Below are 13,729 nucleotides of genomic sequence, written 5' to 3'. Positions count from 1 at the left end.
CGCGACGCTACGACCCGCGGCGTCCGGTGGGCCTGCGTAGCCCTACGGACGCGTCGGCACCGGCCCGGCGGCCGGGTCCGGGTCCGGGAACATCCGGCTCATGGTCTCGTCGTCGCCCTCGGGGACACGGTCGACGCCGACCATCCTGTCGACGATCATGTTCTGGAACCGGTGCAGCGGCTCCTCGAAACGGAAGCACATCCGGCCACCGCGGTAGGCGGGGTTCTCGATACCGTCCTGGACCCGCTCGACGATCTCGACGTCCTGACGGTTGACGAGATCCCAGAACTTCTCGAGCTGGTCGAGGCCCGCCTCGGCGTCATCCGCGTCGGAGGAGCCGAGGGAGTCGGGATGCGCCAGCAGGACCGCCGTCTCCACCGTGCGGTTCGGTGCGACCGGGCGGTTGAGCAGCACGAAGGCGTGGTTGGGCAGCACGACCACGGCGGTGGTGGGGAACAGCCACACGAACCGTCCGCTGTCGGCGTCCTGGTCACCCAGTGAGCTCAGCGGCGACAGGCCGTCCCAGCCACCGGCCTCGGTGTTGCGCGAGACCGGTGTCGTGCACATGCCCGTGTACATCCCGGGGCCCTGCCAGCGGTAGTGGTCGGAGAACCGGGAGACCCGGTTGAGCTCGGGGTGCACCCAGGGCAGGTGGTAGTACTCCATGAAGTTCTCGCCGATGAGCTTGTAGTTCGCGGCGACGTCGTAGCTGCTCCGGCGCCGGGGGACCCACTGCTCCAGCCGGTAGCCGGCGAACCGGTCGGGCAGGTCGCCGAGCTGTGTGCCCAGCGGAGCGGGATCCGGGTCGAGGTTGACGAACAGCAGGAACCCCCAGGTGTCGACGGCGACGCTCAGCAGGGGGTGGTCGGCCCGGTCGAAGCCGCGGGCGCCCGTGGTGTCGAAGATCGCCTCGTCCCCGGCGGGGACGTCGGAGCCCTCGAACAGCGGCGTACCCAGGCACGCGCCGTCCGTGTCGTAGGTCCAGCTGTGGTACGGGCAGCGGATGCGCCCGTGCCGGCCCACCTCGCGGGCGTCGGCGTCCAGCAGCCGGGTGGCGCGGTGGCGGCAGACGTTGTGGAACGCGCGCAGCTCGCCGTTCCGGTTGCGTGTGACGATGATCGAACGCCCGGCCACGTCCACCACCACGCAGGCGCCCGGACGGTCGACGTCGGCGACGAACCCGACCGCGACCCAGCCCCGGGCGAAGACCTTCTCCCGTTCGAGCGCGAAGAACTCCGGCGAGGTGTAGGCGTCAGGGACCAAGGTGGACGCGAGCTCGACCGGCAGCCGGGTGTGGCGGTAGGTGTGTTCCTCGGTGAACCGCGCCGGGTGCAGCGGCCGCGCAGGCAGCATGCGGTCGGCCGCCGCTCGCCCCTCGTCCGGAACCGGTGCTGTGTCGCTCATCGGCACTCGTCCTCTCGGCCCGATCGACCCACGGCTGGCCAGCAGTGTCAGCTCCATGACCGTCCGCGTCCATCGCAGAGATGAACACGGAATCTTGTACGTTCGTCGGATGATCGATCGGCGACTGCGGGTGCTGCAGGCGATCGCCCGGCACGGAACGGTGACGGCCGCCGCCGAGGTGTGCCGGATGACCCCGTCCGCGGCATCGCACCAGATGCAGGGGCTGGCCCGGGAGCTCGGACTCGTCCTGCTCGAACCCGAGGGGCGCGGGGTCCGGCTCACCGCGGCCGCGCGCACGCTGCTCGTGCACGGCGAGACGCTCAGCGCGCAGTGGGAGCGGGCCCGCGCCGAGCTCGACGCCCACCGCGAGGGCGACGTCGGCGGGACGCTGCACTTCTGCGGGTTCTCCACCGCTGCCGCGGCGGTCGTGCCGCAGGCCATGGAGCAGCTCCGGCGGGACCATCCGGCGCTGCGCCTGTCCCTGCGCGAGACCGAGCCGGCGCGGTCGTTCGACCTGCTCGCCGCCGGTGAGACCGACATCGCGGTGGTCGTCGCGACGGCGAGCATCCCGCCGGTGTCGGATCCGGCCTTCGACCAGCGTGCCCTCTACGACGAGCCGCTGGACCTGCTGGTCGGCCCCCGGCATCCGCTGGTCGGGCGGGACGACGTGGGGTTGAGCGACCTCGCCGGTGACCCGTGGATCTGTGCGGCGCCCGGTCGCGCCTACCACCAGCTCGTGACGCTCGCCTGTTCGAGCGCGGGGTTCGCCCCGGACATCGCCCACTACGCCGACGAGTGGGACACCGGCGCCGCGCTCGTCTCGCGCGGTTTCGGGGTCGTGCTGGTGCCGCGCCTGGTCGACGTCCCCGGCCGGCACGACACGCACCGGCTCCGGATCCGCACACCGCCGGTGCCGATCCGGCGGGTGATCGCCGCGGTCCGGGCGGGTTCGCAGCACCAGCCCTCGATCGCCGCCGGCCTCGACGCGCTGCGGCGTGCCTGCAGCGCCCTGTCGGATCTCCTCGAGTCGCCCTGATCTTCTCGGGTCGCCCTGATCTTCTCGGGTCGCCCTGATCTTCTCGGGTCGCCCTGATCTTCTCGGGTCGCTCCGAGCTTCTCGGGTCGCTCCGAGCACTGTGCAGGATCCGTACACGGTTCCGAGCGAAACTCTTCGATGATCTTTGACGATTTCGCGCGCATCCTGGAGGCGTGCTCGCGACTCCCCGACTCCGATCAGTGCCCTCATCGCTCCCGATCGCCGCGGCGCTGGCCCTGCTGGCGTTCGGCGCCAACATGGCAGGCCCGCTCTACCCCGGCTACCAGGAGCGGCTGGGGTTCGGCGATCTGACGCTGACGCTGGTGTACGCCACGTACGCCGTGGTCAGCGTGCCCGCGCTGCTCGTGCTCGGTCCGCTCGGTGACCGGTGGGGACGCGTCCGGCTGATGCGGATCGGTCTGGTCCTCGCCGCCGCCGGCGCGCTCTGCTTCGCGATCGGTGACCACCCGGGTTGGCTGTTCGCCGGGCGGATCCTGCAGGGCACGGCGCTCGGCGCGGCCACCGGCGCCGGGATGGCGCTGCTCGCCGAGGCGTCCGCGGCGCGGCCCGGGCGCCGGGTCGTGGGAGGTGCGGTGGCCTTCCTCGCCGGGACCGCGGCCGGGCCCGGGCTGACCGGGCTGCTCGCCGATCACCTGCCGGAGCCGCACGCGACCGTGCACCTGCTGTACGTCGCGGCGTTGCTCGTCGTCCGTCGCCGGCTCGCGCAGACGCCCGCCGTGGACCAGGTCGCCGAGGGTCCGCCCGCCGAGCGCCTGGTCACCGAGGGCCTGGTCACCGAGGGCCTGGTCACCGAGGGCCTGGCCGCTGAGGACCAGGGCGCTGAGGATCGGGGCGCCCGCGGTCCGGTCGCCGGTCGCAGGCCCGCGCACCCGCGGGGCCCGCGGTTGCCGGTGCAGGGACGCTCGTCCTTCCTCTCCGCCGCGATGGTCGGGTTCCTCTCCTGGGCCGTGGTGGGGCTGTTCCTCGGGCTCGTCCCCAGCGCCGTCGCCCGTGGGGCCGGCGAGGTGGGTACGACCGCGCTCGGTGCGGTCGCCGCGCTCGTCCTGCTCGCCGCGCTGCCCGCGCAGGCGCTGCTGCCCCGGCTGGGTGCGATGCGCGCCGAGCGGGCGGGCCTGGTCCTGCTCGCCGCCGCGCTCGCCGTCCTGGCCGCGACCGGCGCCGCCGCGCCGCTCCCGGTCGTCCTCGCCACCGCCGTCGTCGCCGGGGTCGGTCACGGTCTCGCGTACGGCGGAGCGCACGCGGTCGTCGAGAGCACCGCGACCGGCGCCGGAGCGGCCGGGACCACGGCCCTGGCCTACGTCGTCTACTACCTCGGCGCCGGGCTGCCGACGGTCGCCGTCGGACTGCTGGCGACCGGGATGCCGCTGCCGACCGCGACCGGCGCCCTGGCCGCGGCACTGCTCGCCGTCACGGTCGTCACCACACTGGTGACCGGGCACGCGCAGGCACGGGCGACGGGCCGGATCCGCCCCGTGGACTGCCCGGCCGTGCACGACACCGCCGCCATGGTGCGGGGCGCGCTGCGCGGGCTGCACGAGGCGAACGGGATCCTGCACGGCGTGCAGACCCGTGTCGCCCGCTGACGGCTCGGCGAGCAGCACGGACTCCGTCCGACCCGCTTCATGCGTCCGGCACATCGACACGGTGCGCGATCGGCATTTCACACATCGAGCTGCGACCGGTCAGACTGCAGGCGTCGACCGACCGCCCCGGCCCGGGGTGTGTCGTATCGCCGGACGGAGGAGTGACGTGCCCGAGACCGCCACCGGAGGCCTGGCCGAGCTGGTGCAGGACTGGGAGCCGCCGACGGTGCGGACGAGCCGCCGGGTGGACTCGTGGCCGGCCGCCGCGTTCGCGGACCTGGTCGACGCCGAGCCTCCCGCGCTCGAGGACGGTGCCCCGCTGCCACCCATGTGGCACTGGTTCCTGCTGCTCCCCCACCCGAGGACCTCCGAGATCGGCGAGGACGGCCACCCGGCCGACGGCCCGTTCCTCCCGCCGATCCCGGGCCGGCGCCGGATGTTCGCCGGGGGGCGGCTGCAGCAGCACGGATCGATCCCGTTCGGCTCCGAGCTGCACAGCGCCTCCGCGGTCACCTCGGTGACCCCGAAGTCCGGCCGGTCCGGCGAGATGCTGTTCGTGACCGTCCGGACCGAGCTGACCGTGGACGGCGGCACGGACGTCGTCGCCGTCGAGGAGCAGGACATCGTCTACCGGTCCGAGCCCGAGGGCGCCGAGCGCCGGGCGGTGGCGCGCCCGGACGCCGGCGAGCCCGACCCCGGCGGCGAGTGGCGGCTGCGGATGCCGACCGACTCGGTCCTGCTGTCGCGGTTCAGCGCGCTGACCTACAACGGCCACCGCATCCACCACGACCACCCCTACACCACCACCGTCGAGGGCTACCCGGACCTGGTGATCCACGGCCCGCTGCTGGCGTTGCTCGCACTGGAGCTGCCCCGCCGCCACGCCCCCCGCGACCGCGTGTCCGGGTTCGAGTACCGGCTGTCGCGGCCCGCGTTCCTGCCCTCGCCGGTCGTCGCGACCGGCGACCGGCAGGGCGACGAGGCCACGATCGCCGTCGCCGCCGAGGGGGTGCGGTCCTCGCTGACCGCCACCGTCCGGTTCGCCTGAGCGTTCCCCACAGCAAGAGGAGAGAGACTTTCATGGGTGTGCTGAGCACCGAGGAGCAGGCCGTCGTCGACACCGTCCGCGACTTCGTGGACCGGGAGGTGAAACCGGCGGTCAACGAGGTCGAGCACTCCGGCGAGTACCCCGAGAAGTGGATCGAGCAGATGAAGGAGCTCGGCATCTACGGGCTCGCGGTCCCCGAGCCGTGGGGCGAGGCCCCGGTGTCGATGCCCTGCTATGCCCTGGTCACCGCCGAGCTCTCCCGGGGCTGGATGAGCCTGGCCGGCGCGATGGGCGGGCACACCGTCGTCGCCAAGCTGCTCGTCGCGTTCGGCACGCGCGAGCAGCAGGACCGCTACCTGCCCCGGATGGCCACCGGCGAGCTGCGCGCGACCATGGCGCTCACCGAGCCCGGCGGCGGCTCGGACCTGCAGGCCATGTCCACGCACGCGTCGTTGCAGGACGATCACTACGTCGTCAACGGGTCGAAGACCTGGATCTCCAACGCGCGGCGCTCGGGCCTGATCGCGCTGCTGTGCAAGACCGACCCGGCCGCCGAGCCCGCGCACCGCGGCATCTCGGTGCTGCTCGTCGAGCACGGCCCCGGCCTCACCGTCTCCAAGGACCTGCCCAAGCTCGGCTACAAGGGCGTCGAGTCCTGCGAGCTGATCTTCGACGACATGCGGGTCCCCACCGACGCCGTCCTCGGCGGTACTCCCGGCAAGGGCTTCGGCCAGATGATGAAGGGCCTCGAGACCGGCCGTATCCAGGTCGCCTCCCGCGCGCTCGGCGTCGCCGACGCCGCACTGGCCGACGCCCTGCGCTACGCCCAGGACCGGGAGAGCTTCGGCAAGCCGATCTGGCAGCACCAGTCGGTCGGCAACTACCTCGCCGACATGGCCACCAAGATCACCGCCGCCCGCCAGCTGATCCTGCACGCCGCCGAGAAGTACGAGACCGGCCAGCGCTGCGACATGGAGGCGGGCATGGCGAAGCTGTTCACCTCCGAGATCGCCATGGAGGTCGCGCTCAACGCCGTCCGCATCCACGGCGGCTACGGCTACTCCACCGAGTTCGACGTCGAGCGCTACTTCCGCGACGCCCCGCTCATGATCGTCGGTGAGGGCACCAACGAGATCCAGCGCAACGTGATCGCCGCCCAGCTGGTCAAGCGCGGCGGATTGGACCGCTCGTGAGCACGGTGCACGCGCTGCGGGGGCCCGCGCTGCTGTTCTGCCCCGGCAACCGTCCCGAACGGTTCGCCAAGGCCGCCGCCGCGGCCGACACTGTCATCCTCGACCTGGAGGACGCCGTCGGCCCGGACGGCAAGGACGCCGCCCGCGACGCCGTCGTCGCCGCGCTGTCCGAACTGGACCCGGCCGCGACCCTGGTGCGGATCAACGCCCCCGGCAGCCGCTGGCACGACGACGACGTGGCCGCGCTGGCCGCGCACCCGGACGTCGCGGTGATGCTGCCGATGGCCACCCGGGCCGGCGACGTCACGGCGCTGGCACCGCGACCGGTGGTGGCGCTCTGCGAGACCGCCCGCGGTGTCCTGGCCGCCCCGGAGATCGCGGACGCGCCGAACTGCACCGGCCTGATGTGGGGCAGCGAGGACCTCGTCGCCGACCTGGGCGGGCGGCCGGGCCGCGCGCCCGGTGGCGGGTACCGGCCGGCCGTCGAACAGGCCCGTACCCGGATCCTCTACGCGGCGCGCGCCGCCGGCATCACGCCGGTCGACACCGTGCTCGTCGCGATCGACGACCTGGACACGCTGCGCCTCGACAGCGCGGCAGCGGTCGCGTCCGGCTACGCGGCGAAGGCCTGCATCCACCCCAAGCAGGTCACGGTCGTGCGCGAGGCGTTCCTGCCCACCGACGACGAGGTCGCCGACGCCCGCGAGGTGCTCGCCGCCGCCGGGGAGCACGCCGGCGGGGTGTTCCGGCTGCACGGGCGCATGATCGACGCACCGGTCCTCGCACACGCCCGTGAGGTGCTGCGCCAGGCCGGAGCCGATGACCCGCACGCATCGGAAGCGGTGACATGATGCGTCGGTGACGACGGTGGACGAGCTCGAGTGGTTCGTCGTGCTCGCCGAGACCGAGCACATGACGCAGGCCGCGGAGCGGCTCTCACTCACCCAGCCGACCCTGTCGCGCGCGCTGGCCCGGCTCGAACGCCGGGTCGGCGCGCCGCTGTTCGACCGGGTCAACCGCCGGCTGCGGCTCAACCCGTTCGGCATGATCATGCTGGAGCACGCGCGGCGCGGCCTGGCCGAGCTCGCCGCCGCCGAGGAGCGGATCGCGACGCTGCGCGACCCGGACCACGGCACGATCCGGCTCGCGTTCCTGCACTCGATCGCCGCCGGCCTGATGCCGGAGATCCTGCGGGTCTACCGGGCCGAGGCGCCCGGGGTCCGCTTCGAGCTCACCCAGGCCGCCGGGCACGAGATCGTCGAGCACCTCCTCGCCGGGCGTGCCGACCTCGGGCTGACCGCGCCGCGGCCGGAGGTCGACGAGCTCGGCTGGACCGGCCTGTACCGCCAGCAGCTGTGCCTGGCCGTGCCGGACGGGCACCCGCTCGCCGGCCGGGAACACGTCGCGCTGGCCGATGCCGGCGACGAACCGTTCGTCACGCTGCAGGCGCCGATCGGGCTGCGGCGCCTCACCGACGAGCTGTGCGCGCGGGCCGGCCTCACGCCGCGGTTCGCGTTCGAGAGCACCGAGATCGGGACCCTGGAGGGCTTCGTCGCCGCCGGGCTCGGTGTGGCGATCGTGCCGCAGCCGCGCCCGCAACGTGCCGAGCCCGGGGTCCGCTACCTGCCGATCACCGACGACTCCGCGCACCGGATGATCGGGCTGTCCCGGCTGCGGGAGCGTCCGCTGCCGCCGGTGGTGGACCGGTTCGCCCGGTTCGTCGCCGCCCGGTTCCGCGACGGCGTCGAGGCCGGTCGGGACCGGGCCCGGGTTTGGTGACCGGCGTTCGCAGGTAAGCACCGTCCATGGTGTCGAAGCTGAAACGCATGGTGGACCGGCTCTTCGGAGGCGGCCCCGCCGAGGACGTCGAACCCGACCCGAACGTCGCCAACTCCCGCCCGACGGGCGAGGGACGCTCGGAGTCCGGCGATGCGCCGTCCACCACCGGTACCGGTGCCACCGGCGGCTACGTCGGGCAGGTCGCCGGCCACGACGAGGGCTTCGCCGGGGAGACCGGCGCCGAGGCCTGCGGGACGCCGGACGGTGACGACCCCGACCGCCCTCGCTGATCGGTCTGTGCGCCGTGCGAGGGTCCCGGCTTGCGGAGGTGATCGCCCGGCCCAGCCCGGCCACCTGTGCTCCATGCCCCGTGCCCGTGCCCGTGCCTCGAGGCTCCGGCGCTAGGGCGGGGGGTCACGGCTCCGACGGCAGGTGCGAGCGGGTGGCCGGGGCGTGGTCGGCGGTCTCCCCCGCCCCGGCGCCGTCGGGATCCTCGGCGGCTCGGCGGCGCAGCCGTTCGCGCTGCGGCACCACGGTGTAGGCCGGGTCCCAGGCGGTGGCCATGCCGGCGTCGAACACGCCCCAGCGGGTGGCGGCCGACCCGGCGTTCAGCAGCAGCCCGGCGGCGGCGTCGAGCCACCGTCTGCGGCGCGGCGACCGGTGGGCGACGAGATCGGCGACCGGGCCGGCCAGCGCCGCGGTCGCCCCGGCGAGGGTCGCGGCCCGGGCGGCGCGCAGCACCCGGCCCGCGCGGCCGGTGCGGTAGGCGTGCGCGCTCATCCCGATGGTCGTTTCCACCCGGTGGGTCGCGGCCAGCTCCAGCGCCGCCCCGGCGACGGCGATCCGGCGGGCCGGGCCGTCGCCGTGCCCGGTCACGAGTGCGGACCCGCCCCCGGCCGCGAGCGCGGACCCGGCGAACACGAACGGCAGCTCCCGGTACGCCTCGTGCCAGCCGGGTACCGCGGTGTCGGCGAGCAGCACCGCGGTGTAGGTGGTCATCGCCGGCCCGAGCACGCCACCGGCGATCCCGGCGGCCCGGCCCACCCCGGGCAGCAGCCCGGTCACCTCGGACGCGGCGGCGATCCCGGTCGCGGTGCCGAACGGGGCGAGGATCCACGACCCGACCGACAGCGGCGAGGTCGGTTTGATCACCCGCATCATGTTGAGGAAGCGTTCCGGACGGCCCAGGTCGTGGATCAGGAACGCCACCGACGCCACCGCACCACCCGCCGAGACGAGCCGGCTGCTGCGGCGCAGCCCCGGGCGTCCGGTCAGATCCCCGAGTGCCGCCACCGACGCCGCCACCCCCGCCGTCCCCCCGAGGTAGAGGTAGGCGGGGACGTCGGGCACCTTCCAGACCGGCGGCTTGATGATCGGGCGGTCGTGGTAGCTGCGGAAGTCGGCGTCGGGCACCATCAGCTGCTCGCCGCGCCCGCCCTTGCGCCGCCGTCGTCGCTCGGTCCGGCCCGGTGTGCCCTCGTGCGCGGGCCCGGTCACCGGCGTGCCCCGATGAACGCGGCGCCGACGGTCGCGGCCACGGTCAGCGCCGCGGCGGCGGCGTGCCGCCACATCGACGGCAGGTCCCGGGTGGTCACCACCGGGTCCGGTGGCAACCCGTAGACCTCCGGTTCGTCGAGCAGCAGGAAGAACGCGCCGTCGCCGCCGACGCCGTCGTCCGGGTCGTGGCCGTAGAGCCGGGCCTCGGTGACCCCCTGGCTCTGCAGCGTCGCCAGGCGTTCGTCGGCGCGGGCCCGCAGCTCGTCGAGCGGACCGAACTGGATGGACTCGGTCGGGCAGGCGGTCGCGCACGCCGGGGCCATGCCCGCGCCGAGGCGGTCCTGGCACATCGTGCACTTGAACGCCCGCCCGTCGCCCTTGCGCTGGTCGATCACGCCGTACGGGCAGGCGGGGATGCAGTAGCCGCAGCCGTTGCAGATGTCCTCCTGCACCAGCACGGTGCCGTGCTCGGTGCGGAACAGCGACCCGGTCGGGCAGACGTCGAGGCAGGCGGCGTGTGTGCAGTGTTTGCAGACGTCGGACGACATGAGCCAGCGGACCTCGGTGGCGTCCGTGCGATCCTCACCGGCCTCCACCGAACCCGGCAGGTCCAGGGCCGGCATCCCCAGGTCGGTCGGCGCCGACCGGGCCGCCGGTACCCGTTGCTCGACGAAGGCCACGTGCCGGTAGGTCGACGCGCCGAGCCCGCCGGTGTTGTCGTAGCCCATCCCGGCCATACCGAGGACGTCACCGCCTGCGCCCTGCTCGGCGACGCCGTCGGCGGGCAGTGCGTTCCACTCCTTGCAGGCCACCTCACACGCCTTGCACCCGATGCAGACCGAGGTGTCGGTGAAGAACCCGACCCGTTCGGGGTGGTCGTCGGGGTAACCGGCGTCGGCGGACGGGTCGGCCAGCGGCCCGTACCAGGACGTCGTCATCTACTCCTCCAGTCCGGCGGCACGCCGGCGATCGGCGAGGAACGCGACCAGGTCGGGCCCGTGCGGACGCCGTCCGGGGCGGATGTCGCAGGTCGCGGCCTTGGTCTCCATGATGTGCACGTTCGGGTCGAGCGCGACCGAGAGCAGCTCGTTGGCCGCGTCGCCCGTGGACAGCCCGTTCGGGCCCCAGTGCCACGGCACCCCGATCTGGTGGATCACGCGGGTGCCGCCGCTGCCGTCGGCCACCCGCAGCGGCTTCGCCCGCTCGGTCACCAGCACCCGGCCCTCGATCGCCGAGCGGGACGTGATCACGTGCGCCCACTCGTTGTCGGTGAGGCCACGCTCGGCGGCGAGCTCGGGTGAGACCTCCAGGAACATCTCCGGGAACAGCTCGTTGAGGTGCGGGGTCCACCGGCTCATCCCGCCGGCGGTGTGGTGCTCGGTGACGCGGAACGTGGTGAACACGTACGGGAAGTGGTCACCGGGCGGGTTGTAGGGGTTCTCCGGGCGGGAGAACAGCTCCCGCGCCGGGTTCGCCCGCTGGTTCGGGTAGAGCGCGTTCGGCACCGGCGACTCCTGCGGTTCGTAGTGCGCGGGCATCGGCCCGTCCAGCAGCCCGGCCGGGGCGTAGAGCCACGCCCGGCCGTCGCCCTGCATGACGAACGGCTCGTCCCCGCCGATCGACTTCTCCCCCGCGTTCAGCTCCTCCGGGCGGTAGTCGGGGGCGGTGTGCACCGGGAAGTCCGGGACGTCCGGCCCGGTCCAGCGCTCGCCGTCCCACCAGATCAGCTTCTTGCGCTCGCTCCACGGCCGCCCCTCGGGATCGGCGGAGGCCCGGTTGTAGAGCACCCGGCGGTTCATCGGCCAGGCCCAGCCCCATTCGAGGGCGAGCAGGTCCTGCTCACCACCGGGCTTGCGCCGGGCCGACTGGTTGACCTCGTCGGTGTAGACGCCGGTGTAGATCCAGCAGCCGCCCGCGGTGGAGCCGTCCGCCTTCATCTGCCGGTACGAGGACAGCGCGTTCCCGTCGGCGTCGACGCCGTTGATCTCGCGCAGCACCGCCTCGGCGCTCGGTTCCGCGATGCCGGTCCGTCCGATCTCGACCGGATAGTCCCAGGTCAGGTCCTGCAACGGCCGGTCGGACGGGTCGGTCGAGTCCGCGACCCTGTCCCTCAGCCGCTTGCCCAGCTCGTAGTAGAACCACAGGTCGCTGCGACAGTCCCCGGGCGGCTCGACGGCCTTGTGGTGCCACTGCAGCAACCGCTGGGTGTTGGTGAACGTCCCGTCCTTCTCGGTGTGGTTGGCCGCGGGCAGGAAGAACACCTCGGTGCCGATGTCGGAGGTGACCATCTCACCCGTCTCGATCTCCGGGCCGTCCTTCCAGAACGTCGCGGTCTCGATCATGTTGAGGTCCCGCACGACGAGCCACTCCAGGTTGGCCAGCCCGAGGCGCTGCTGCTTCGAGTTCGCCGTGCCGACGGCCGGGTTCTCCCCGATCACGAAGTAGCCGGGCGACTCGCCGCGGGCCTGGGCCATCACGGTGGGGAACGACGAGTGGTTCCCGGTCAGCCGCGGCAGGTGGTCGAAGCAGAATTCGTTGTCCGCCGTCGCCGCGTCCCCGAACCAGGCCTTGAGCAGGCTCACCAGGTAGGTGTCCATGTGGCCCCAGTAGCCCCGGTTGCCGGCGTTGTACTCGATGAAGGTCTCGAGGTCCTGGTCCTGGTGCGCGTGCGGCATCGGGATGTAGCCGGGCAACAGGTCGAACAGGGTCGGGATGTCGGTGGAGCCCTGGATGGACGCGTGCCCGCGCAGGGCGAGGATGCCGCCACCGGGCCGGCCGATGTTGCCCAGCAGGCTCTGCAGCACCGACGCCGCCCGGATGTACTGCACGCCGACGGTGTGGTGCGTCCAGCCGACGGCGTAACAGAACGCCGCGGTCCGCTCGCGCCCGGAGTTCGACGTCAGCGCCTCGGCGACCCGGTGGAACGTCTGCGGGTCGATGCCGCAGACCTGCTCCACCATCTCCGGGGTGTAGCGCGCATAGTGCTTGCGCAGCAGCTGGTACACGCAGCGCGGGTGCTGCAACGTGTCGTCGCGGGAGGGGGTGCCGGAGAACGGGGCGCCGCCGGAGCCGGCGATCTCGGTGTGCTCGGCCTCCTGGACCATCGTCCGCTCGTCGCGGAACCCGGCCGACGCCTCGACCTCGGCACCCTCGTACTGCCAGGTGAGGACGTCGTAGGTACCGGTCTCCGGGTCGTAGCCGGAGAACAGGCCGTCGAGATCCTCGGTGTCGCGGAAGTCCTCACCGACGATCATCGGGGCGTTGGTGTAGGCCCGCACGTAGTCCTCGAACCACAGGTCGTTCTCCAGCACGTACCGGATCAGCCCGCCGAGGAACGCGATGTCGGTGCCCGCGCGGATCGGGACGTGCAGATCCGCCACGGCCGAGGTCCGGGTGAACCGCGGATCGACGTGGATCACCGTCGCGCCGCGCCGCTTCGCCTCCATGACCCACTGGAAGCCCACCGGATGGGCCTCGGCCATGTTGGATCCCTGGATGACGATGCAGTCGGAGTTGACGAGATCCTGCTGGTAGTTGGTGGCCCCACCGCGGCCGAACGAGGCTCCCAGACCGGGAACCGTGGATGAGTGTCAAATGCGGGCCTGGTTCTCCACCTGCACCGCGCCCATCGCGGTGTAGAGCTTCTTCATGAGGTAGTTCTCCTCGTTGTCGAGGGTCGCTCCTCCGAGGCTCGCGATGCCGAGGGTGCGGTGCAGGTGCCGGCCCTGGTCGTCGACGTCCTCCCAGGTCCGCCTGCGCGTCTCCAGCACCCGGTCGGTGATCATCTCCATCGCGGTGTCGAGGTCGAGGTCCTCCCACCCGGTGCCGTACGGGCGCCGGTAGCGGACCGTGGTGGGCCGCAGCGGGGAGGTGACCAACGACAGGGTCGACGACCCTTTGGGACAGAGCCGGCCACGGCTGATCGGCGAGTCCGGGTCGCCCTCGACGTGGGTGACCCGGCCGTTCTCGGTGTAGATGTTCTGGCCGCAGCCGACCGCGCAGAACGGGCAGACCGACTTCGTGACGCCGTCGGCGGTCTCGGTGCGGGCGACCTTCCGGTCGGTACCCGCCGACCGGGCCGCAGTGCCCCGCCCGAGCGGGTCGGCCCCGCTCAGCTGGCGGATGACGGGCCATGCCTGCAACCACTCACGCGTCCCCACGACGCGGG

The 13,729-nt window shown here is 73.0% G+C and carries 11 protein-coding genes; 7 read left to right on the top strand and 4 right to left on the bottom strand.

All coding sequences use genetic code 11. The features are described 5' to 3' along the window. Window positions 1–42 precede the first annotated feature (42 nt). Window positions 43–1,404, bottom strand: coding sequence for an aromatic ring-hydroxylating oxygenase subunit alpha (locus tag JOF36_RS17965; protein ID WP_210028132.1), 1,362 nt, complete (start codon window positions 1,402–1,404; stop codon window positions 43–45). Window positions 1,405–1,513: 109 nt separating this feature from the next. Here JOF36_RS17965 and JOF36_RS17960 point away from each other — a divergent pair, with 109 nt between their 5' ends. The 7 genes from JOF36_RS17960 to JOF36_RS17930 all read left to right on the top strand — a co-directional run bounded on the left by JOF36_RS17960 (window position 1,514) and on the right by JOF36_RS17930 (window position 8,354). Next, window positions 1,514–2,440 carry a LysR family transcriptional regulator gene (locus JOF36_RS17960; RefSeq protein WP_210028131.1) on the top strand — a complete coding sequence of 309 codons (927 nt, stop codon included), beginning with the start codon at window positions 1,514–1,516 and terminating at the stop codon, window positions 2,438–2,440. Window positions 2,441–2,640: 200 nt separating this feature from the next. After that, entirely contained in the window at window positions 2,641–4,044 is a 1,404-nt protein-coding gene (locus tag JOF36_RS17955; RefSeq protein WP_210028130.1) for an MFS transporter, read from the top strand. A gap of 166 nt (window positions 4,045–4,210) precedes the next feature. Beyond that, window positions 4,211–5,092 (top strand): HTD2 family dehydratase, encoded by an 882-nt coding sequence (locus JOF36_RS17950; protein WP_307862445.1) that lies wholly within the window; start codon window positions 4,211–4,213, stop codon window positions 5,090–5,092. A 32-nt stretch (window positions 5,093–5,124) separates the two neighbouring features. Beyond that, complete coding sequence (locus JOF36_RS17945) at window positions 5,125–6,285, top strand: acyl-CoA dehydrogenase family protein (protein ID WP_210028128.1); 1,161 nt, start codon at window positions 5,125–5,127, stop codon at window positions 6,283–6,285. Continuing rightward, window positions 6,282–7,136, top strand: a complete 855-nt coding sequence (locus JOF36_RS17940) for an HpcH/HpaI aldolase/citrate lyase family protein (RefSeq protein WP_307862444.1) — start codon at window positions 6,282–6,284, stop codon at window positions 7,134–7,136. The genes JOF36_RS17945 and JOF36_RS17940 overlap by 4 nt, the downstream gene beginning before the upstream one ends. A 7-nt stretch (window positions 7,137–7,143) precedes the next feature. Next, window positions 7,144–8,064: a LysR family transcriptional regulator gene (locus JOF36_RS17935; RefSeq protein WP_210028126.1), complete on the top strand. Its 921-nt coding sequence runs from the start codon at window positions 7,144–7,146 to the stop codon at window positions 8,062–8,064. Between the two features lie 26 nt (window positions 8,065–8,090). Beyond that, window positions 8,091–8,354, top strand: coding sequence for a hypothetical protein (locus JOF36_RS17930; RefSeq protein ID WP_210028124.1), 264 nt, complete (start codon window positions 8,091–8,093; stop codon window positions 8,352–8,354). A 124-nt stretch (window positions 8,355–8,478) separates the two neighbouring features. Here JOF36_RS17930 and nrfD read toward each other — a convergent pair whose 3' ends face one another. The 3 genes from nrfD to fdh are packed head-to-tail and all read right to left on the bottom strand — an operon-like array spanning window position 8,479 to window position 13,721. Then, window positions 8,479–9,561, bottom strand: coding sequence for an NrfD/PsrC family molybdoenzyme membrane anchor subunit (gene nrfD, locus JOF36_RS17925; RefSeq protein WP_307862443.1), 1,083 nt, complete (start codon window positions 9,559–9,561; stop codon window positions 8,479–8,481). Further along, window positions 9,558–10,499: a 4Fe-4S dicluster domain-containing protein gene (locus JOF36_RS17920; RefSeq protein ID WP_210028123.1), complete on the bottom strand. Its 942-nt coding sequence runs from the start codon at window positions 10,497–10,499 to the stop codon at window positions 9,558–9,560. Before JOF36_RS17920 ends, nrfD begins: the two co-directional genes overlap by 4 nt. Further along, window positions 10,500–13,721, bottom strand: coding sequence for a formate dehydrogenase (gene fdh / locus JOF36_RS17915; protein ID WP_307862442.1), 3,222 nt, complete (start codon window positions 13,719–13,721; stop codon window positions 10,500–10,502). Between the last annotated feature and the right edge of the window lie 8 nt (window positions 13,722–13,729).

This window comes from Pseudonocardia parietis (assembly GCF_017876315.1).
GTDB classification, from domain to species: domain Bacteria; phylum Actinomycetota; class Actinomycetes; order Mycobacteriales; family Pseudonocardiaceae; genus Pseudonocardia; species Pseudonocardia parietis.
This window is presented reverse-complemented; position numbering and strand designations above follow the sequence as displayed.

Coding starts and splice junctions, on each gene's coding strand:
- JOF36_RS17965 (WP_210028132.1), bottom strand. CDS start 1,404: ATGAGCGACACAGCACCGGTTCCGGACGAGGGGCGAGCGGCGGCCGAC.
- JOF36_RS17960 (WP_210028131.1), top strand. CDS start 1,514: ATGATCGATCGGCGACTGCGGGTGCTGCAGGCGATCGCCCGGCACGGA.
- JOF36_RS17945 (WP_210028128.1), top strand. CDS start 5,125: ATGGGTGTGCTGAGCACCGAGGAGCAGGCCGTCGTCGACACCGTCCGC.
- JOF36_RS17930 (WP_210028124.1), top strand. CDS start 8,091: ATGGTGTCGAAGCTGAAACGCATGGTGGACCGGCTCTTCGGAGGCGGC.
- JOF36_RS17920 (WP_210028123.1), bottom strand. CDS start 10,499: ATGACGACGTCCTGGTACGGGCCGCTGGCCGACCCGTCCGCCGACGCC.